General features: G+C 42.5%; 13 protein-coding genes. 4 read left to right on the top strand and 9 right to left on the bottom strand.

Annotation, left to right across the window (positions count from 1 at the left end; genetic code table 11):
- Positions 1-33: 33 nt before the first annotated feature.
- From recD to recC, 3 genes are all read right to left on the bottom strand, one after another.
- Positions 34-2,172, bottom strand: a complete 2,139-nt coding sequence (recD, locus tag ACXJY6_RS09940; protein WP_458768220.1) for an exodeoxyribonuclease V subunit alpha — start codon at positions 2,170-2,172, stop codon at positions 34-36.
- Positions 2,169-5,813, bottom strand: coding sequence for an exodeoxyribonuclease V subunit beta (gene recB / locus ACXJY6_RS09935; protein WP_458768219.1), 3,645 nt, complete (start codon positions 5,811-5,813; stop codon positions 2,169-2,171). The genes recD and recB overlap by 4 nt, the downstream gene beginning before the upstream one ends.
- A gap of 303 nt (positions 5,814-6,116) precedes the next feature.
- A complete protein-coding gene (gene recC / locus ACXJY6_RS09930) occupies positions 6,117-9,536 on the bottom strand; it encodes an exodeoxyribonuclease V subunit gamma (protein ID WP_458768218.1) in 3,420 nt (1,139 codons plus the stop codon).
- Between the two features lie 208 nt (positions 9,537-9,744).
- On the opposite strand from recC, the gene ACXJY6_RS09925 reads away from it, so the two are divergent.
- Both ACXJY6_RS09925 and dapD read left to right on the top strand, forming a co-directional pair.
- Positions 9,745-10,056: a YebG family protein gene (locus tag ACXJY6_RS09925; protein WP_458768217.1), complete on the top strand. Its 312-nt coding sequence runs from the start codon at positions 9,745-9,747 to the stop codon at positions 10,054-10,056.
- A 236-nt stretch (positions 10,057-10,292) separates the two neighbouring features.
- Positions 10,293-11,324: a 2,3,4,5-tetrahydropyridine-2,6-dicarboxylate N-succinyltransferase gene (gene dapD, locus ACXJY6_RS09920; RefSeq protein WP_456050670.1), complete on the top strand. Its 1,032-nt coding sequence runs from the start codon at positions 10,293-10,295 to the stop codon at positions 11,322-11,324.
- Between the two features lie 100 nt (positions 11,325-11,424).
- Here the strand turns inward: dapD and ACXJY6_RS09915 are convergent, their stop codons facing one another.
- The gene (locus ACXJY6_RS09915; protein ID WP_458768235.1) at positions 11,425-12,609 is read right to left on the bottom strand and encodes an NnrS family protein; all 1,185 of its coding nucleotides are present in this window, start codon (positions 12,607-12,609) and stop codon (positions 11,425-11,427) included.
- Between the two features lie 280 nt (positions 12,610-12,889).
- Between ACXJY6_RS09915 and ACXJY6_RS09910 the strand changes: the two genes are divergently transcribed.
- Positions 12,890-13,486 carry a gamma-glutamylcyclotransferase family protein gene (locus ACXJY6_RS09910; protein ID WP_458768216.1) on the top strand — a complete coding sequence of 199 codons (597 nt, stop codon included), beginning with the start codon at positions 12,890-12,892 and terminating at the stop codon, positions 13,484-13,486.
- A 244-nt stretch (positions 13,487-13,730) separates the two neighbouring features.
- A complete protein-coding gene (locus tag ACXJY6_RS09905) occupies positions 13,731-14,729 on the top strand; it encodes a substrate-binding domain-containing protein (protein ID WP_456050668.1) in 999 nt (332 codons plus the stop codon).
- A 55-nt stretch (positions 14,730-14,784) separates the two neighbouring features.
- Here the strand turns inward: ACXJY6_RS09905 and galM are convergent, their stop codons facing one another.
- The 5 genes from galM to radA all read right to left on the bottom strand — a co-directional run bounded on the left by galM (position 14,785) and on the right by radA (position 22,086).
- Positions 14,785-15,846 carry a galactose-1-epimerase gene (galM, locus tag ACXJY6_RS09900; RefSeq protein ID WP_458768215.1) on the bottom strand — a complete coding sequence of 354 codons (1,062 nt, stop codon included), beginning with the start codon at positions 15,844-15,846 and terminating at the stop codon, positions 14,785-14,787.
- A 2-nt stretch (positions 15,847-15,848) separates the two neighbouring features.
- Entirely contained in the window at positions 15,849-17,009 is a 1,161-nt protein-coding gene (gene galK, locus ACXJY6_RS09895; RefSeq protein WP_456050666.1) for a galactokinase, read from the bottom strand.
- Between the two features lie 45 nt (positions 17,010-17,054).
- Positions 17,055-18,101, bottom strand: a complete 1,047-nt coding sequence (locus ACXJY6_RS09890) for a UDP-glucose--hexose-1-phosphate uridylyltransferase (RefSeq protein ID WP_458768214.1) — start codon at positions 18,099-18,101, stop codon at positions 17,055-17,057.
- Positions 18,102-18,424: 323 nt separating this feature from the next.
- Positions 18,425-20,509 (bottom strand): elongation factor G, encoded by a 2,085-nt coding sequence (fusA, locus tag ACXJY6_RS09885; protein ID WP_456050664.1) that lies wholly within the window; start codon positions 20,507-20,509, stop codon positions 18,425-18,427.
- A 194-nt stretch (positions 20,510-20,703) separates the two neighbouring features.
- Positions 20,704-22,086, bottom strand: a complete 1,383-nt coding sequence (radA, locus tag ACXJY6_RS09880; RefSeq protein ID WP_458768213.1) for a DNA repair protein RadA — start codon at positions 22,084-22,086, stop codon at positions 20,704-20,706.
- Positions 22,087-22,216 lie beyond the last annotated feature (130 nt).

Genomic DNA, 22,216 nt, shown 5'->3' with positions numbered 1-22,216 from the left:
GCAAAGTTAAGGGATCTCTACTGGTCCCTTAACTCATTCAGCCAAAATACATTTCTCAAGCCGATCCGTTAAACCGCTTACTCGTTCAGTTTTTATTCCAACCGCTCTACGAAACACACCCATATCGGTGTAAAGGTAAAGCTCTGATTTTGCCCGCGTAATTCCGGTATAAACCAATTCACGAGTTAACACCGGCGAGAAATTTTTTGGCAGTACCATTAGTGTCGTTGCGAATTCACTTCCTTGGGATTTATGAATGGTCATAGCATACGCCAATTCATGCTGTGGAATACGGCTAGGTAAAATTCCTTTTACAGTTCCATCAGGTAGCTCAAAGTAGACTTTCAAACGAGGTTCATTACTGGTTAAATCCGGTAGACAAACGCCAATATCGCCATTATAAAGCCCGAGGTTATAATCATTTTTTAAGATCATAATCGGCCGGCCAATATACCAAATGTCATCACTTGGAGAGATTAAACGATGCTTAACTAACACTCGCTCTATCTGTTGATTAAAACGCATTACACCATACTCTCCCTCCCGCACCGCGCACAGTAATCGGCATTGATTAAAGGCTTTAAGTATTGGTTTTATCAAGAGTTCTTGCGCCGCTAATGTTGTATTTGCATTTGATAACGGAAGTTGGTGAGCAAGTTCTAAATAACATCGATATTCTTGGTGGAGTAAACTGAGCAGCGAAGAGAGCCCTTCTCCCGTCAAACCATTCATCGTGATGTCTTCAAACTCTCGATCAAAAACAGCCTCTGCAGACGCTGCATCACCTAGATTGACAGCCTTTGCCAACTGCCCAATACCTGAATACTGATCAAAACGGTAGCTCTTGCGCAACATACATAAGCTATCACACACCTGTGGCGTCATGACCAAGGCTTTTTCCGGCTCAATCGAAAACCCCGTAAGTGTCGATAACAGCGTGGATTGTTTTGCACTGTAACCAACACTTAAGAACGAACAAATATCCCCAAGAACAGCTCCAGCTTCAACCGATGCGAGTTGATCTTTGTCTCCCAGTAAAATGACTCGAGCATGGGAAGGTAACGCATCAAACAGTTTCGTCATCATTGGGAGATCAACCATCGAGGCTTCATCAACCACCAAGATATCAAGGTGGAGCTTATTGTTCGAATTATGACGAAATTGAGTGGAGTTCGGAATACTACCGAGTAAACGATGAATTGTGCTTGCTTTAACTGGTATCTGACTTTTCGTTTCACTGTCGATTGGCAACCGTCCAATCGCGTTGCCAATCGATTCTGTCAAACGAGCGGCAGCTTTGCCCGTTGGAGCTACCAAACAAATATTAGGACATTGCTGCTCTGTTTTTTCCTGTAGCACTAATGCTGCAAGGAGCTTGGCTACTGTGGTGGTTTTTCCCGTTCCTGGCCCACCAGAAATAACAGTAAAACGACGGGAGAGTGCCACCGCAGCTGCTACTTTTTGCCAATTTAAACAATTACTTTGAGGAATAGTTTTATCCAAAAATTGAAGATCATCACTGGTGTTTGCCTTCATTAACTGAGCATCGACCAACTCCCAATTAATTCCGTTTTGATTGACCACATCCAAAACGTCACATACTAAACTTTGACGTTCCTGGTAGTGGTTTTTACTCTGATACTGACTCAGAGCTTGATGAAGATAACCATATTCTCGACCAAAAAGGCGATCGAGCATAAGCGATAACTTGTGAATATTATTGTCGTCTAAATCGATTGGTGAGCCAAAATGATGTAAATGATTCATTAGGCTAGTTTCATAGTGCCAATAGCGATGAAAATAGAGCCTTTCACCATCAAACACTAAGGGTTTATCTTCCCCTTCTTTGCCAATGACATCACTCTGGGTTAATACACTCAACCAATCAATCGCAACCACTTTTTCTTTTAATCCGACAAATTCGTGAAGATTTAAGCCAAAGGTAAGAAGCTGAAAATCGAATTTGTTGTTATGATCAATTAATTGAATACAACTATGCCCTAGCCCAAGTTCTCGACTCAATAGTGCCGTTAACCAAGCAATCGCTTCTGATTCTGTCGATTCGATATTTGAAAAGAACCGTGCACTTTGCCGATCAATCTGACGAATGATGCCATGATTAAGTAATGTATCTAGGTCAACTAACAGATCCATATTTTCTAACTCGCTCATAGCCCTAACTCCAGTTGGCCTTTGCTCTCATCTAAAAAGGTTCTACCTTCAAGCCAAGCATCTAACTCATTAATCAAGCCTTGCTTCGGGCGCGCAGAAAAAATACCATTTGATGATCCACCAGTCACACCTCGTAAAAAGAGATAATAGACGCCACCAAAATGAGTTTCATAATCGTAATCAATAATACGACTGGCTAAAAAGCGATGCAGAGCGAGTGTATAAAGCTGATACTGCAAATCATAACGATGATCAATCATGGCATGATCAAGATGAGCTTGTTCATAATCCTCACAGTGATTTCCCAAGTGATTCGATTTCCAGTCAAGAATGTAATAACGGCCTTGATACTCAAAAACCAAATCAATGAAACCTTTCAACATACCTTGTACCGGTACAAAACCAAGTTCATTAGCACGTTGCGAAAGAGAGTCATATCGAGAGATAACGCGATTCAACTGAGGGGAATCCAACAATTCGATCGGTAATAGAAATTCCATCTCAACTAAGCGCTGTGAAGGTGCCAACCCTCCCAGTTTTAGCCGTTTACCATCAAGCGGTGTTGACATCACCTCATCGATCATCACCGCAAGAACATCAAACCATTCGGGGTCAAGTTGCTCCTGAAGCATCAACTCTTCGATAACAGATCGATTGTGATCTGAATTAGCCGGTAACGTAAATTCGATCTCTTCAAACAAAGCATGAAGAAAAGTGCCCGGGCGCGCGCCTTTAGGAAAGCTAAAGATCGTTTTTTCGTCAGACACGAGAGTCAACTCATCACTTTCAGCAGCCGAATCTACATCCAATCCGGGTAACTCAAACTCAGCAGAAATCGATGAACCATGAGAATGCTGTTTTACCAAGTTGGAATAACTTGTCATTCTCCAGTTACGTGAGATGGCTCGATTCAGTCGAGAATAATCCAACACTTCAGGAGTTGAATTGGTTGCAACATAGCGTTGAGAGGTTAACTCAGGAGGTGCAACGAGCGCGACATGATCCACCGTATTTACAAACTCATTTAGAGCGTGGTGCAGCACATCTGCTTTTCCTGCTTGACCATCTTGTAATAAATATCCGAGCGCACAACGATGAACAGAACTTTCCCCATCTTGCTTTCTCGCATGAGGTTTCAGTGTGGCTTCGACGCCAATGTAACATGCATATACCGCTCGAGTAACAGCCACATAAAGTAACCTCAAATCCTCTGCTAGCCGCTCTTTTTCTGCCTGCTCTCTGCTTTCTGAAGTCGCATTTAAATCTAATATGGTTTCATTGTGATCGCTGTCGTGATATTTCGCTTCGCTCGCTTCTCGGTAGTTCATCGCAAATGGCAAAAATACAATGTCGTACTCTAGACCTTTTGATTTATGAATCGTGACAATTTGGACCAATTTATCTTCCGACTCCAAACGTAAAATTTGTTCGTCGCCGCGGCCTAATCCACTGTGAGAATCTTCTATCGACTGGGAAAACCATCGTATCAATGCCACATCACTTTCAAATTCTACGCTGGCATTTTGCAGCAACTCTCCCAAATGGAGGTAATCTGTTAATAAGCGCTCTCCCTCATCTTGGGCCAACCATTGTTGCGCCAATTGACGCTGATTAAGTATCGCCCTCAACATCGGTAATACGCCACGTTGTTCCCATAATTCTCGATATTGACGAAATTCGAGATTGACGCTTTCCCACAACGATTCGTCGTAGTTGAGTTCGTCGATATAGGTCAAGGGTAAATCGAGGGATGCTGACGCAAGTGCCGAACGAACTAAACGTTCATCGTCAGGAAGATGAACCGCTTGCAGCAAACGCAGCACGTCCACTGCAATCGGGACGCGAAAGACACTCTCTTGATTTGAAAGATATACACTAGCAATTCCTTGTTTGGTCAGAGCGTGCTTAACCATTTGACCTTCGTACCCGGTTCTCACCAGTACCGCAATATTATTAGGGGCGATCGCTTTTTCACCACTGGAACATTTTAGCTGAACCTGACCTTGGTCGCTTGCAGTGAGTAGAGATTGAATCTGAGCTGCGGTTGCCTCAGCCATTCTAAGGTTGTAATCAGAGCGAGAAACTAACAGATCTTGCTGCGAGCACCAAAACGTTACCGCAGGTTGAATATCGCCCTCAACTAGCCATTCTCGCTCACTGGGTTTAGTCGCACTCTCTACCGAATAAAAAGGAATGTCTTGCTGATAAATAAATGGTGCACTGCAACGAGCGAAGAGCTGATTGATACCGTCAATCACCTCTGCACTTGAACGCCAATTTTTACCCAATGTATAGTGATTCACTACCTGATTACGGGCTTGAATGTAAGTAAAGATATCGGCGCCACGAAAGGCATAAATCGCTTGTTTAGGGTCGCCGATCATAAACAAACCACAACTCGGGTCAGGCAAATATATACGACTAAATATGCTGTATTGCAGAGGGTCAGTATCTTGAAATTCATCAATTAATGCGACGGGAAATAACTCGCGAATTCGACTGGTTAACTGTTCTTGTTGATCAACATCGAGTGCATTCGATAGCTGCAACAATAAGTCATCAAACGAAAGCCATTGCTTCTGTTGTTTCGCTTGTTCGAGTAAGTCGCGACAAGTAGAAATTGCATGAGCAAGTAATGAAGGCTCAAGAGAAATAGGCTCTGCTAAAAAGGTCTCGATCGCGGTAAACAAAGCGTGAGATGGGGTTTCTTCTCCTGAGCGTGTTTTTTCGATCAGCATCGATTCACTAAAACGCTGCAATGCATCAGGAAACGCATAATCTTCTGTAGCGCTATTGGCCCAATCGGAGACCCGATTACACCAGTTAGGATAATTTTTCTTCGTGTAGCTACGACGGTCGATAACTTTATTATCAAGTGCTTGTTGAAGCTGTTCCAACGCAACACAACTCTCTTCTCGCCATTGTTGTTTAAGAGCTTCAATACGGTTCAAGTTTTGTTGATGCGCCGTCTCCAAGTCAGTATCCAACGCTGGAACGGAAAGCCGGATTGCTTTACCACCTAAATAACCACTAATCTTGCTATACAGTTCATTAGGTGTTGGCCAATAGCTGCGAATGAGCTTTGCTACTGACATAGGCAAAGGGTAAAACTGACTTCGCCAATAATCAGCCACGACTTGAGATTTTATTCGTGTTTCATCGGTAATAAATTCATTTTCAAATCGAGCACCGGATTCAAACGCATTCTGCACCAACATTCTCTGACAAAAACCATGAATGGTGAAGATCGCTGCAGCATCCATTTCGCGTTCAGCGTTCAACAACAACATGGCAGCCATTTGATGATCATCGACTTGATCGAGTAACTCTTGTATCACGGCATCATGACTAGAGCCTCTGAGGAAGGCAAGACGTGAAGCATGAATTCTCTGACGAATACGCCCTTTAAGCTCAGCGGTTGCGGCTTCAGTAAATGTCACCACTAGAATTTGTTCGACACTTAATGGCTTACCGTGGCCATATTGGTCTCCACCGTGTCCAAGTAGCAAGCGAATATATAGGCTCGCGATTGTATAGGTTTTTCCTGTCCCTGCAGAGGCCTCAATCAGCCTTGCGCCAAAAAGTGGAAACGTCATTGGCTGCAACAGTGTTACGTCATGTTCGAAGCTCTGATTACCCATTTATACAACCTGCGATTTAAATTTTGATTATAAGTGTGACTCAAACCAACTATTGACGAAAAGAGTGAGACCTTACTCACGGTAGAAGCACGTAAAACTCACTACTATCTTGGCTCGCAATTGGTAAGCATCTTTAACTTATCTATCCAAACGGATATTGCAAACAAACAACGGTCCCTCTGACCATGGCCGCACAGCAAACGCCCTACACATAACTAGATTTACTGGCGGCCGCCCTTTCTTATTTTTCTTCACCTTTTGATGAAATCATCTTTTTCTTTTGCCAATGGTTACACACCCCATTCATGATTGCTCTTGCTCAGCTAGCGCCACACAAATTGGGGCTAATACGTCATTGCCGATCTCAAGCAAACGGGCTTCAATGTTTGGGGTAAGTTCTGGCCACAATCGAGAATAGTAGGGGTTATTTCCTTCCCCTGAGATCATTTGACTCCCGTTATACGCATCAGCCATTTTTTTACTGAGCTTAACGTCATCTTCCTGTGCTCGTTGAGCTTCGACACCCACCAACGCGGTTTTAGGAAAATAAGCGAGGGGCTGATTCATACCACTAAAGAAATACCCTAGTAGTCGTTCGATATAATGTCGCGCCACATCGACATCGATGGGAGTAAAGGTGATCTGTTCAATCCCTTTTTTCTTATCAAAACCAATAAGGTGAGTTGATTGAGCATATCCAGCAAGATTCAACAGCAAATGATCTACCCACCCTTGCAGCTTATCTGCTGATCGAATAGCACCCGCTCGGTAACGCAGCATACCCATTTCATACCTCTGAGTTAGCCAACCATTGACCTGAACAGAGCGCTCATCATCGAAAGGATAAAACTCTAGAGTCAGCTCTACATCATCTAAAGGAGTTTGCGTTAACTGCGTCACTTTCTCAGCCACTGGTGTTGCTTGCACAAGATGCGACTCAAATTCTATCTCCCCAAATGCATTCTTTGGCAGTAAGCCTTGAGCTCGCTTGACCTGTTTAAGTGTTTCAATATCCTCATTTTGGCGAGTAACTAGATGCTCTATCACCTCGGCACGTAAGCCAAAGCTGGTTAGTGAGTCAAAACTAAACGGCTCGATATCTTCTACAATGATGGAATAATCTTCATAGGCCACATTTAGACGCCGGTTGAAAAAGAACTTTGCTGGGTTTCGCCAAAAGGCCTGAAGCTCCGTTAAGTCGATGCCTATGGGCGATTCAAGTTCCAGCAAGTAGTCTCGTAATTCCATTGAACCTTCTTGTTTAGATTCTGGTTCAATTCGTTTGGCCACAGGAAACCATTCTTGCGCGTAACTTGGCGACACGCCAGTAAATGCTTGAGGACTGTAGGGAACCATCGGATGGTGATGGGTTAAAAAAGATTCCAAACGTTGAGCTGAGTCGTCACTGTTATTTTGTTCATCACCAGATACACAGTAATTTTGTTGGCAATACTCAAGCAACTCTGAAACAAAAATAGAAGGCAGCCGCTCGCTGTTGTCCTTAATCGACTGACCAATGTAACTGACATAAAAACGCTGTCGAGCCGACAACAATGCTTCTAAAAATAGATAACGTTCATCATCTCGGCGTGATCGATCCCCAATACGACTGCGACCATGCATTAAGTCAAAGCCATCAACTTGATTGGCTCTTGGGTAAGTTCCTTCATTCATCCCCAATAAGCAAACGACTTTAAAAGGAATCGAACGCATCGGCATTAAGGTACAGAAGTTTACTTGCCCAGCCAAAAAGCGCTGACTCACACGCGTCGTCGATAACTTTGTTTGCAGGTAATAGCGAACAACATCCGGATCAAGTAACTCTTCATATTGAGCATCAGACAGTTGTTGTTCTAGTTGGTGAACCGTTTCGCGAACCATATTCAACGCGACATCATCTTCTAAATCGATCGTAAAGAAATCATCAAGCATAGTCGCAAGTAGCGTACGCCAATCATCGATAGAATGAGTCTTAGACAGCGCCGATCGATAATGACTAATTATTTCAATGTAGTGCGCGAGTTTACCCGCCAGTTCTGCCCCCATTCCTTGAACATCGTTAAAGGGTGCGAATTGCTCTGTACCTAGAGACACTATTTCAACATTTTCTGCCATAGAATACCCAACAAGCAATCTTTCGATGCCACTTTGCCAAGTATTTTTCTCGCTAATTTGAAAGCCAAACTCTTCACCTGATTGATGATTCAAACCCCAGCGAATGCCTGTTTTTTCGACCCAACGTCGTGCTAATTCAAACTCATCTTGTGCGATGCCGAAACGACGTAGAATTGCCGGTGTTTCAAGCAATGCCAGTAGCTCACTTGCCAAACAACGCGATTGTGGTAGGGCGAGTAGTTGGAGAAATGCGGTTAAAATTGGACTTTCGTGATCCGTTGTGCGATCGGAGATGGAGTAAGGAATATAACGTTCATAAGGCGCATTACCAAATACCGCTTCAATCGCCGCACTATAGCTATTGATATCGGCGACCATCACAATAATATCGCGAGCTTGAAGCGTTGGGTCTTGATCGAACCACGACAGAATCATGTCGTATAACACTTCAACTTCTCGAATCGGGCTGTGACATGAGTGCAGTGATACGCTTGAATCCGTATCTTCTATCTGAGCTTTATGCTCGCTTATTTCTAACGCTTGATCATTGGCACGCTCATCAAGATTTAAAATATCACTTTGAATTTGATGCAACAGGTTAGTATCTTGAGGAGCGATAAAATACTCATGCTCTTCAAGCTCAAGTTGCGATAACAAGTAAAGATTATCTCGCCCCAATTTCCCCATTGAAGCCAGTAGTGAATTCCCCATTTGCTGTTCAACGTGCAGAGAATCATGCTCAATTTCGGATAAGGTTTGTGGTTTGACGATACTCACTTCTCCAGATATCGCCAACCGTTCTCGATCAAGCATGATTTGTTTGCGTTGCAGTGAAGCTAAGTATTTTTGGTCTCTGATTTCACCCCAATAATGCTGACAAGGATTCGCAAACATCAATGAGATATCAATATAGTTACCCAAGGCTTTTAGCGCATCAAGGTAGCGTGGAGGCAATGCGGTAATACCAAAAATAAACAATCGTTTCGGCAGGCGGCTGGTGTCTATCTCGCCTTTTTCAATAGCGTCAATAAATGCTTGATACAAATTGCCACGATGATAATGGGACTGATCTAACGCGAGTGTTTCCTGATAGAGATGTCGCCAAAGAATCGGCTGCCAAGGATGCTCATCTTCAATCTCCAAAACGGGGATATCTTTCTGCCATAAGTCAATCCAGTCAGGTCGATACACCAAATAGCCATCGAAGATATCAGCAATTTTTCCTGCTAATTGAAACAATCGTAATGCAGAATCGTCACGGGACAAATACTGTTTTAGCGGGGAAAATTCATCCAACTCCAATAAGGTGGGAATGATCGTCACTAACTTCCAGGTCATAGCTTCTTTATTGAAAGCACTGCGCTTGGGAACATCAGGAAGCACTTGGCTAAACATGTCCCAAATAAACGTCGCGGGCAATGGAAAGTCGATATTCGCCGCGACGCCAAACTCGTTGGCCAGTTCCATTTTTAGCCATTGTGACATGCCAGGACTTTGAACCAATATGGTTTCCGGCGTGAAAGGATTATCGAGCGGGTCCGCTTTGATTAAGTGGACTAAGATAATTTTTAAGGTTTCTAGCTGATTCGAGTGAAATACAGAGAACAATACGATCCCAACCGATTACGATAAATGGAGAATTAGATTAGCACATCACTGTTTTTAAAGGGAGATTTGAACAAAATTCTGCTACTGCCATAATATCTTATTTCCCTACACGGTTGAATAATCGTTACCGTTCGAAATCAACTAGACATTTGCCATTCAAGGCTGTATAAAAAACCAGTATTTAATTTTAAAAACTAGAGGAACTACCATGGCTGTAATCGTCAAGTACGTGGTTGAGCGTAACGGAGAAGAGAAGATGACATTCACCTCAAAAGCCGAAGCTGATGCCTATGACAAAATGTTAGATATGGCAGATGAGCTCTTTGTACTACTGAGTAAGAGTGAACTGTTACCAGACGAAGATATTCAAGAGAAGCTTGCTCTTCACTTAGCTCAAAATAAAGACGAAGTTCTCTTTGCGTTAGGAGCAAAACGTCGCCCAAGCCCAAAGAACACCAAAGTCGAAAAAATTTCAGATGCTGAAACTAACGCTAAGCCAGATTCTGATCAAGCAGCGTAGTTCGAATAACCTGAAAACCCAGAACGAAAAAAATCAGGAGCTCATCGGCTCCTTTTTTAGATTTGATAATTTCTTAGTGAAGATATATATATCTAAAACGACAAAACATATCGTTTAGCAGACTTTATCATATAGAAAGCTTTCCAGAGAAAGACATGCTCTTTATCATGTCCCACATAATAGTTTTAGTGTCGATGACGCATCGGTACTCAATGAAAAAATAATTGGAGAAAATAATGGCCAACTTCGCACTTGCTCTCGGAACCACCACAAAGAATCGTGATGGAAAAATTATCGAAGCTTTCTTCCCAGCACCTATCCTAAATCCTAGTGATGCTTTAATTACAGGTCTAGCCGTTCTTGTTGGCTATACCGATGGCAACAAAGCAATCGAAATTACTCCTAGCCAATGTGCTGATATTGCTCAAGCATTCGCGGCAAACGGTCAAACTGATACTGCGGCATTTGCAGAGAAAGCTGCTCAATCGGATCAATCGTTAGTGATTGTTATCCTGAGCACAGATGAAAAGCCACAGTCTGTAGCTGAAGGCTTCTTAAAGCTTCAACTGATCTCTCATCGCCTTGTTCAACCACACGGCACAGTACTTGATGGAATCTTTGGCTTACTGCACAACATCGCATGGACAAATGAAGGCCCAATCGACCTTCCAGAACTTGCTGAGCGTCAAATTGAAGCTCGCTTAGCTGGCCGTACTCTTAGCGTTGATTGTGTCGACAAATTCCCGAAAATGGTGGATTACATTGTTCCTGCAGGTATCCGTATTGCTGATACTTCTCGTGTTCGCTTGGGCGCACATGTGGGTGAAGGTACGACAGTGATGCACGAAGGCTTCATAAACTTCAATGCTGGAACAACTGGCGTGAGCATGGTTGAAGGTCGTATATCAGCAGGCGTTCTAGTTGGCAATGGTTCAGATATCGGTGGCGGTGCTTCTATTATGGGTACACTATCTGGCGGTGGTACTGTGGTGGTTTCTATCGGTGAAAACTCTCTACTTGGCGCAAATGCCGGTTTAGGTTTCCCTCTAGGCGATCGTTGTACCCTAGAGTCTGGTCTATATGTTACAGCTGGTACAAAAGTTCAGATGTTAGATAAAGAAGGAAATAAACTGGAAACCGTTAAAGCTCGTGACCTAGCCGGTGTTTCTGACCTTCTTTTCCGTCGTAACTCAATGACAGGTCAGGTTGAATGTCTAGCAAATAAATCTGCTGTTGAACTTAATTCTGAGTTGCACAGCAATAACTAGTTCGACGACTAAAATTATACGATAAATCAATAAATTAATTAGGCTAGCACACGATGTGCTAGCCTTTTTATTTGCCGATAAAATAAGAACTCAACCTAAATTAACCGGGGTTACCATCAGCCCGAGTTTGAACCAACATTGGCGCAAACTTGAAAATAAAGATCCCAAATGCCGCTATCCATACCGTCGCTGTTATATCAATGATTGCAAAATAAAACTGCGGGAAAAGTGGTAAGGCGAAACTCCGAATAATCGCAGCACTAAAGAGCAGTACAAATGCCCACTTCATATTGGGTCCGGCGTATACGTTCCTTCCCGTATGACCCAGAGTAACACGACTTATCATAGATAAAATAATCCCACCCAAAGCACCAATAACAAATAGATGAAGTAGATTGTGAGAAAGGAAACTGTCTCCCAAACCCGCTCGCAGTATTAACGACAAGGGAATACACAAATACCCCAAATGTAGTGACCAAACTAGAGGTTCAGAGAATGTTTTCAATGGTTGCCAACGCCACAAACGAACTAACTGAGCAACACCAGAAATCAGCATCAATACTGCCACGAGAGTATTATGCTGTGTCGTAATAAAGCTGCTACCGAATAAAATGATCAGTGGAGCATTTGATAAAATATCAAGCCATTTACTGTTTTGCGGTTTCTCAAACTGAAAACGACGAGCGGTAAAGAAAGGGATGACTCGAGCCCCCATCACTGATAGCAATAATGTAAACCACCATAGCATTGCCATCCACACATCTGATGAACTAAAAGGAGCATCTTCTGCTAGTGTTCTAAAACTGGCAATATCGGCAATAAACGCAAGTATGAATAAACCAATAAAAATAAGGTTGTTCCAACGTTTGGCACGAATAACTCGCCAGCCAATTTCGTATCCACACAACGCAATAAACACAAGTTCAAGCGACAAAACCCAAGCAACTGGAATATCAACCCAGAACAACACTCGAACCAACAGCCACAGCGATGAAAGCAAGATAAGAAAATAGTGCTTAGTACCATTAATACCCGTCCAATTTTGCACTGCGGTTAATAAAAATCCCACTACGATAGCAAAGGCAAAACCAAAGAGCATTTCATGTACATGCCACCATAACGCAGGCACTTGAAGTTGCTCTGGTTGACCTAAATGAAGCATGACAACCCACAAAATAATGGCAATCACTGCATAAACACTTCCCAACAGAAAAAAAGGACGAAATCCTAGCCGAAACAATGGTGGAATTAATAACTCTTGCTTGCGATCAACGATATTGACCATCTCTACCTTCCCAAAAATAACCGTAACCATAAAAATAATAATTCATTAATGCAAAAATCAATCCAGATAAAAACTTAATATATATCAATCGATTAACAATAAAATAAATCTAATTTGAGTCTTTTCAACACAACAATAGAAAGTTAAAATGACTACTTAATGTTTAATGGACACAAAATTACAAACCTATCAGAAAGAGGAAAACCCAAAACAGGCTTGATATTACATACAAAGCCTCTAATCTAACTAACCCATACTGGAATGATAAATAGGAGAAAATGTGGCAAATTATATCTTTGGTTATGGAAGCCTAATGAACTCATCATCACGCCAACTAACAGGACAAACTAGGCATGCCCTACCAGTCATTGTGCAAGGATTAGTTCGTCATTGGGGGAAAATTGATACCACGTTAGTAGCTTCGCCTTTAGTCGTCGATATCGGTGAAGGACAAGTGAACGGTGTGTTACTTGAAATTAACCACGATGAACTAGCGAACTTTGATAAACGTGAACATGGATACCATCGCCACAAAATTGACCCAAAAACCATCAACTTCAATACACAACCTCTCGGTACAAGCAAACCTAATAAAATATTGAAAGACGATGATTTGGTGTGGGTTTATATCAAAAATAAACCACTCCCACCATGTGAAAAAACACCAATATTACAAACTTATGTGGATACCGTATTGGAAGGGTGTTTGGAAGTTTCAGAATCTTTTGCTCAATTTTTTATCGATAATACAATTGGTTGGCAACACCCTATTGCGAACGATCGTAGTAGCCCGCTTTATATCAATTATGCCGGCGTTAACCAGACTAAGTTAGCGATGATCGACAGACTACTCCAACCCATAACGGGAAATCGTTAATTCATTGTACAGGCTTAAAGAGACTCTAAAAATGTACGTGAGTTTCTCTATTTTTAACCAAACCGTGTAGTAACAAACATTTCTAGACTCTAAACCTCATTTAGTTTACTAAAAACGTTTACACTAAGATCAACGCCTTATTCTATAAGGTATTGTTCTTACTTCATCCTTAAATGTATGGCTTTATTTTTCATTACGTTAAATAGCCATTACATTTAAAGAATTGTTTACGGATTAAACTGCTATGGCAACCATTAAAGATGTCGCACGACTCGCTGGAGTATCTGTTGCAACGGTTTCACGAGTCATTAACCACTCACCGAAAGCAAGTCAGTCATCGATAGATTCTGTAACGGTCGCAATGAAATCGTTAGGCTATCGCCCTAATGCCGCTGCTCGAGCATTGGTCAGCCAAAGCAGTAATACGATTGGTATCTTAGTGAGTGACGTTTCCGATCCATTTTTCGGCTCACTGGTTAAAGCCGTTGACAATGTTGCTCAAGAAAATGGTAAGCAAATTCTTATTGGCAATGGTTATCATGAAGCAGATAAAGAACGTAAAGTCATCGAACTGCTAATCAACAATCGTTGTGATGCACTGGTGATTCATTCGAAACGCCTTTCAGATCAAGAGTTAATCAGTTTCTCTAAAGAGATCCCCTCTTTGGTTCTGATCAACCGTCATATCCCCGAAATCGCCGATCGTTGTATTTCTTTGGACAATGAAAAAGGTGCATATATTGCGACGGAATACCTAATTCAGCAAGGACATCGGAACATCGCTTGTATTGCATCGACCCACCATATTGAAGATGCTCAGCAACGAATCAATGGCTATTTAGCTGCCCTCAAGGCGCACGGAATTGTGTTAAATTCTGATTATATCGAAAGTGCTGAACCTAATTCAGAAGGGGGAGAAAAAGCGATGTCTGACCTGCTTTGCAAGTCAATTGATATCAGTGCAGTAGTCGCTTACAACGATAATATGGCTGCTGGAGCAATTTCTGTATTGGAGGAACACAATGTGGCTCTTCCGGATGCTATGTCGGTTATTGGATTTGACGATGCGACGATTGCTCGCTATGTCAGACCTCGGTTAACAACTATTCTTTATCCTATTCAAGAAATGGCTGAGAAGGCGACAACCCTTGCGTTAGAGCTCGCCAGAGGAGAAGCTCCCGATAGCGACCAGCTTCAGTTCACACCAAGCTTAGTTCAACGCGATTCTGTTTCTCCATTATAAAAAGCCATTCGAGCTTGCGAATAGCATTTAATTTACATGATTTGACGTTCACTCATTAAGAAACGTCAAATTGATATACTGTTGTAAAACAGTACTCGTCACCGGGTTCTAAGATCGAATTGGAATGTGACCATTCTGGATGATTGGGAGAATCTGGCAAGTACTGTGTTTCAAGCGCAACACCCGCATGATCTGCATACACTCCACCTTCACGCCTAGGTGTACCGCCTAAGAAGTTCCCAGTATAAAGTTGAATCGCAGGCTTATCAGTAAACATTGTCATCGTCACTTCATTATCAGGTGACGTCAGTGTTGCCGCTGGAGAATAAAGCGAATTTGTCTGAGGTAAAATAAAACTATGATCGTAACCATTCACGCTTTTTTGTTGCTCATCCAACAGAAACTCTTTCGCTATTTGCTTAGGCTGACGAAAATCAAAACCATTACCTTCAACCGATTCATTGATTCCCAACGGAATCCCCACATCATTGATTGGCAGAAAAGACTTCGACTCAAGCTTCAAGGTATGCTCCAAACACAACTGGTCGGAATCAGTGCCCAGTAAGTTAAAATAAGCATGATTGGTTAAATTCACTGGGCATGCTTTATCGCACTGAGCGCTGTATTCTATTTCAACGCGGTTCTCTTCGGTTAAGGTATAAGAGACTTTAGCCTCTAGGTTTCCAGGAAAACCCTGATCACCATCTGGCGATGTAAACGTCATTGTGACTGTGTTGTCAGCTTGCTCAATAATGTCCCAGCGCTGCTTATCAAAACCGACTTCACCACCATGTAAGGTGTTTCCACCTAGATTTACTGAAAGTTGATACGCCTGTTCAGCAATTGAAAAGCGGCCTTGTTTAATCCGATTCGCATAGCGACCAACACTCGCCCCTAAATAAGCACCTTGAGAGAGAAACTGCTCCATGGTTGCGATGCCAAGTAGCACCTCTCGACGCTCGCCAGATTTTAAAGCCAGCGAACAACTTAGCCAGGTTGCACCAATGTCCATGACAACAATCGAGCTTCCTTGACTATTGGTAAGCTCCACAATATTTGCCATATTTCCATCAGAAGCAGGGGTTAAAGTCATTGATTGAAACAGTGGAGAACTCATTTTTATACTTCCTCGACTAAGCCAGCGCCCGGCGTTGCATGACAAACGTAAATTGAAGCGTGCAAACCGGTTTCAGCATGGTATTTTTCTTCAATAATGTTTTTAACGGCGTCCACCAAATGAGGAGGAACAACGGATACCACGCAGCCACCAAACCCGCCCCCCGTCATACGTACTCCACCTTCAACACCAACCACTGACTTAACTAAATCTACAATGAAATCAATTTCCTTTACGGTTATTTCGAAATCATCTCGCATTGAAATATGCGATTGCTCCATCAACTCACTTAACAATGCAATATTACCTTCGCGCAGTGCCTTTGCGGCTCTTACAGTGCGTTCATTTTCACTAATAACATGTCGAGATCGCATAGCAACAACATCACTTAGCTCATTTCTACACTCTGAAAACTGTGCCATATTGACATCTCGCAATGCTTTAACGCCAAATATTTTAGCGGCCTCTTCACACTGTTCACGGCGTGTATTGTATTCACTGTCCACTAGGCCACGCTTTTTATTCGAATTAATAATGACCACAGAAAGGTTATTTGGCATTGAGACCGCTTCGGTTTCAAGGCTACGACAATCGATCAACAATGCATGATTTTCTTGCCCTTGAGCAGAGATAAGTTGATCCATAATCCCACAGTTACAACCAACAAATTCATTTTCAGCTTGCTGGCCATTAAGCGCAATATCAGCTTGGCTAATTGGCAGGGTGTAGAGCTCTTTAAAGGTTTGGCCGATAACAACTTCAAGTGCCGCTGATGAACTAAGCCCCGCACCTTGAGGCACATTACCACTGACCGCGATATCTGCACCGTTAAATGAGTAGCCACGAGCGAGTAAAAACTTCACGACACCGCGGATGTAATTGGCCCATAACTTTCCTTCCACGAAGGTGATAGGCTGCGAGATATCGAATTGATCGACTTCATTATCATAATCGACCGCAACGACACGAACGATAGAATCTGCTCGGCGAGAAGCGGCGACCACAGCTTGATAATTAATCGCACAAGGCAAGACAAAGCCATCATTGTAATCGGTATGCTCTCCAATTAAATTCACCCGGCCTGGAGCTTGAATAAAAGAGTGAGGAGCTGAACCAAATCGCTCTAAAAATGAATTCTTTACCGCTTCGACAAGCTGTTTCATGACTCTATTTCCTAAATTATTTCACATTAATTTTATGGTATCTGGCTACGCTTCTTTATAGTGGATATCGCTTACAGCTCTTAGACGCTCAGCGGCTTGTTCTGCGGTTAAATCTCGCTGAGTTTCAGCAAGCATCTCATACCCAACCATAAACTTACGGACCGTTGCGCTACGAAGTAACGGCGGATAAAAGAGAGCGTGAAGCTGCCAGTGTTCTGTTGCCTCTCCTTGCGAAAAGTAAGGTGCATAATGCCATCCCATTGAGTAAGGAAAAGAACATTCAAAGAGATTGTCATATCGACTTGTTAACTTTTTCATCGTAACGGCTAAGCTGTATTTTTGCGCTTCGGTAAGTTGTTCCATTCGTGTTACTGCAAATTTCGGTAGAAGCATGGTTTCAAACGGCCAAGCAGCCCAATAGGGAACAACAGCAATCCAATCATCGGTTTCAACGACGGTACGTGCACCATCTACACTTTCCGCTAACGCATATTCAAGCAGTAAATTTTTCCCATGATCAGAGAAGTAAGTTTTAAGGTTTTCTTCTTTGCGAGCGATCTCATTGGGTAAAAAGCTATTAGCCCAAATTTGGCCATGAGGATGTGGTTGTGAACACCCCATCGTCTCACCTTTATTTTCGAACAATTGAACCCAGAGGTATTTATCTCTTAATTCTACGAGCTGCTCACACCATGTTTCGATCACTTGATAGATAGAGTCAACCGGCAATTCTGGCAATGTTTTACTGTGATCAGGCGAAAAGCACATAACTCGACTTAAGCCTTGAGCACCTTCACTTCTAAACAATTCATTATCAGACTTAGGAGCATCCGGCGTATTTGGCATCAAAGCACCAAAGTCATTAGAAAACACATACGTTCCCTTATAGTCTGGGTTTTTATCTCCAGAAACTCGGGTATTGGTTGGACAAAGAAAGCACTCTTTCTCATACGAAGGAAGATAACCAACCGCTGGCTTTTCATCTTGACCACTCCAAGGGCGTTTCGCTCGGTGCGGTGAAACTAAAACCCATTGTCCTGTTAATGGGTTAAACCGACGATGTGGATGTTCAACTGGATCAAATTCGTTCATGCTTTTTCTCTAAACAGCCATTACTAAGTTCAAGGCAGAAAACCTAATAGACATAACGTTCTGTAGGTTTGTCATTGCCAATTGAGATCCATTCTAACAAGGCCTATTTATCACTTTTGTGACCATAGGCCCAAGGTGTAAACGTTTCCACAAATCTCATATAAAAACTGTGAGATACATTTTAGTTACTCAACAAACACGCTTCTTATTTATTCAAAACCGGACCTATCACTTCAATAAATTTCGATCTAAATACCAAAATTTAAACGCAAAAAAGCCCCGATAAATCGAGGCTTTCAATTACGAAAAAGAAATTCTAAATATTATTTAGCTTCTTTACGCTCTTTCGCTTCAGCGATGATAGTTTCAGCAACGTTTGTTGGACATGCTGAGTAGTGTGAGAACTCCATAGAGAACTGACCACGACCAGATGTCATTGTACGTAGTGAACCGATATAACCAAACATTTCTGAAAGAGGTACATCTGCTTTAATACGGACGCCAGTCAAACCAGCTTCTTGGTCTTTAATCATGCCACGACGACGGTTCAAGTCACCGATAACGTCACCAACGTGATCATCAGGAGTGAACACATCAACTTTCATGATAGGTTCAAGCAACTGAGCGCCTGCTTTAGGCATAGATTGACGGAATGCACCTTTCGCTGCGATTTCAAATGCGATTGCAGATGAATCGACTGCGTGGAAAGCACCATCGTACAGTTCAACTTCAACGTCTAACGTTGGGAATCCAGCAAGAACACCTTCTTCCATCATTGAACCAAAGCCTTTTTCAACTGCAGGCCAGAATTCTTTAGGTACATTACCACCAACAACTGTAGAGGTAAAAGTAAAGCCAGAGTTAGCTTCACCTGGTTTGATACGGTAATCGATCTTACCGAACTGACCAGAACCACCAGACTGTTTCTTATGCGTGTAGCTATCTTCGATCTCTTTCGTGATAGTTTCACGGTAAGCTACTTGAGGTTTACCTACTTCTAGATCAACACCGTAAGTACGCTTCAAGATATCAACTTTAATGTCTAGGTGTAATTCACCCATACCTTTAAGGATGGTTTCACCTGAATCTTCATCAGTTTCAACTTGGAAAGATGGATCTTCTGCAACCATTTTACCGATAGCGATACCCATTTTCTCAGTTGAACCTTTATCTTTAGGCTTAACTGCGATTTCGATTACTGGTGTTGGGAATACCATTGGCTCTAGAGTTACTTGATCTTTAGGATCACATAGAGTGTGACCTGTCTGAACATTTTTCATGCCCACAATCGCAATGATGTCACCCGCTTGCGCGCTAGTAAGTTCTTTACGATCATCAGCTTGCATTTCAACCATACGGCCAACACGCTCAGTTTTACCTGTAAATGAGTTAAGGATGGTGTCACCCTTGTTTAATTTACCAGAGTAAATACGTACGAAAGTTAACGCACCGAAACGGTCATCCATGATTTTGAATGCTAGTGCTTTAAAGGTTTCATCAGCAGATACAATTGCATGCTCGCCAGTCTCTGCACCGGTTTCGTCCATAAGAGGCTGAGGATCAACTTCTGTCGGAGCAGGTAAGTAATCAACAACAGCATCAAGAACTAATTGAATACCTTTGTTTTTAAACGCTGAACCACAGTAAGTTGGGAAGAACGCTAGGTCGCGAGTACCTTTACGGATACAACGTTTGATGTCTTCCAGTGAAGGTTCTTCACCTTCCATGTATGCCATCATAAGATCGTCGTCTTGTTCTACTGCCATTTCGATTAGTTCTTCACGATATTGCTCAACATCGTCAACCATATCTGCAGGAACATCTTCAACTGTGTAGTTTTCTGGAAGACCTGTGTCATCCCAAACGTAAGCTTTACGGCTTAATACGTCAACTACACCTACGAAATCATCTTCGATACCGATTGGAAGTGTCATTACCATTGGGTTAGCGCCAAGTACTTTTTTCACTTGCTCTACAACACGGTAGAAGTCTGCACCCATACGGTCTAATTTGTTAACGAAGATAACACGAGCAACTTCAGAGTCATTCGCATAACGCCAGTTAGTTTCAGACTGAGGCTCTACGCCGCCTGAACCACAGAATACACCGATACCGCCATCTAGAACTTTCAGTGAACGATATACTTCAACTGTAAAGTCTACGTGTCCAGGGGTGTCGATTACGTTAAAACGGTGATTATCCCAGAAGCAACTTACCGCAGCAGATTGGATTGTAATACCGCGCTCAGCTTCCTGTTCCATGAAGTCTGTAGTTGATTCGCCATCATGTACTTCACCAGTTTTATGGATCATACCAGTCAGCTTTAGGATACGCTCAGTAGTGGTAGTTTTACCCGCGTCTACGTGCGCGAAAATACCAATGTTTCTGTATTTTGATAAGTCAGTCATTGTCTTACTCTGTTAATAAGGTATAAAGTGCGCGCAGAGTATACCACAATCTTTTCAGACTGGTAGTCCCACGAGCACTTTGGATTAAATTATTTTCACCCGAATCCTATCATGATTCAGGGACACTTTTACATTCTTTTGAGTACGTAATAAGCGTAGCGATCTTTCACCTATTTGTTTACTCTTTCTGCAATTTATAGCTCATCAAATGCACTAATTGCATCCGAAAGCTTCTTCACCGCATGAATTTGCATTCCTTCAATACCACCCTTGGGCATATTGGTTGCGGGAATAATAGCCTTTCTGAAGCCATGCTTAAAGGCTTCATTTAAACGTTCTTGCCCACTTGGGACTGGACGAATCTCTCCAGCCAGTCCGACTTCACCGAAAACCACCACATCTTTTGCCAGAGGTTTTCCTTTAAAACTAGAGAGTAACGCCATTAATAGCGCCAAATCTGCTCCTGTTTCGGTGACTTTCACTCCACCAACGACATTGACAAATACGTCTTGATCAGCCATTTGCAAGCCACCATGTTTATGCAAAACGGCCAATAACATAGAAAGCCTATTTTGTTCTAACCCGACTGCAACACGACGTGGATTCGCAAGTTGGGAGTAATCGACCAACGCTTGGATTTCGACAAGTAGTGGGCGAGTCCCTTCCCAAATGACCATTACAGAACTGCCTGAGGTTTCTTCGTCACCTCGAGTTAAGAATATAGCTGATGGATTTTTTACTTCACGCATCCCCTGCTCTGTCATGGCAAAAACGCCAAGCTCATTCACGGCTCCGAAACGGTTTTTATGACTGCGCATGGTTCTAAAGCGGCTATCAATACTGCCATCCAACAAAACTGAGCAATCAATAATATGTTCGAGTACTTTAGGGCCAGCAAGCGTTCCATCTTTAGTAACATGGCCAACAATAAACACAGCAACATTATTCTGTTTGGCGTATCGAGTTAATGCACTGGCTGACTCTCTTACTTGCGATACCGTACCGGGAGAAGATTGAACATCAGAAACATGCATGACTTGAATCGAGTCAATGACCATAATCTTCGGCTGTTCTTTATCAGCAACAATACAAATATTATCGACATTGGTTTCAGAGAATATCTTTAACTTATCATTAGGTAAGCCAAGACGAACCGCTCGCATGGCGACTTGCTGCAATGATTCTTCACCGGTGACATATAGTGTCGGCATGTTCTCAGCGAGATAACACATGGTTTGCAAGAGCAATGTCGACTTACCAGCTCCTGGACTACCACCAATTAATATCGCAGCGCCAGGTACAATACCACCACCAAGCACGCGATCAAATTCAGCGAATCCACTGCTAAAACGGGGGACTTCTTGAAGGTCAATATCATCTAGGGTTTGAACTTTATTCTCACCTACCGCGCCAGCATATCCAGAATGCCTATCTTTTAGGCCACCTTTTGGTTGAGCTGCCAGTCTAACTTCTGAAATGGTGTTCCATGCCCCACAAGCACTGCATTGTCCTTGCCAGCGAGGGAAGTCTGCTCCACAATCATTACAGACATACGCGCGTTTTACTTTAGTCGCCATTTCGCCTCTTTTACTCTAATTTGACTCGACAATTTACTAACAAACATACTTTCGAGGCTACTATAATGAATAATAGAAACAAGCCACTAAAGATAATTTTCTCAATGCCGATAGTATATCTAACCGGTAC

It is taken from the genome of Vibrio phycocola, from assembly GCF_054404255.1.
Note: the sequence above shows the minus strand (reverse complement) of the source record. Positions and strands in the feature narration are given on the sequence as shown.

Bases quoted from the DNA above. Each gene is read 5' to 3' on its own strand.
- recD (WP_458768220.1), bottom strand. From the start codon at position 2,172: ATGAGCGAGTTAGAAAATATGGATCTGTTAGTTGACCTAGATACATTA.
- recB (WP_458768219.1), bottom strand. From the start codon at position 5,813: ATGGGTAATCAGAGCTTCGAACATGACGTAACACTGTTGCAGCCAATG.
- ACXJY6_RS09925 (WP_458768217.1), top strand. From the start codon at position 9,745: ATGGCTGTAATCGTCAAGTACGTGGTTGAGCGTAACGGAGAAGAGAAG.
- dapD (WP_456050670.1), top strand. From the start codon at position 10,293: ATGGCCAACTTCGCACTTGCTCTCGGAACCACCACAAAGAATCGTGAT.
- ACXJY6_RS09915 (WP_458768235.1), bottom strand. From the start codon at position 12,609: ATGGTCAATATCGTTGATCGCAAGCAAGAGTTATTAATTCCACCATTG.
- ACXJY6_RS09905 (WP_456050668.1), top strand. From the start codon at position 13,731: ATGGCAACCATTAAAGATGTCGCACGACTCGCTGGAGTATCTGTTGCA.
- galM (WP_458768215.1), bottom strand. From the start codon at position 15,846: ATGAGTTCTCCACTGTTTCAATCAATGACTTTAACCCCTGCTTCTGAT.
- galK (WP_456050666.1), bottom strand. From the start codon at position 17,009: ATGAAACAGCTTGTCGAAGCGGTAAAGAATTCATTTTTAGAGCGATTT.
- ACXJY6_RS09890 (WP_458768214.1), bottom strand. From the start codon at position 18,101: ATGAACGAATTTGATCCAGTTGAACATCCACATCGTCGGTTTAACCCA.
- fusA (WP_456050664.1), bottom strand. From the start codon at position 20,509: ATGACTGACTTATCAAAATACAGAAACATTGGTATTTTCGCGCACGTA.
- radA (WP_458768213.1), bottom strand. From the start codon at position 22,086: ATGGCGACTAAAGTAAAACGCGCGTATGTCTGTAATGATTGTGGAGCA.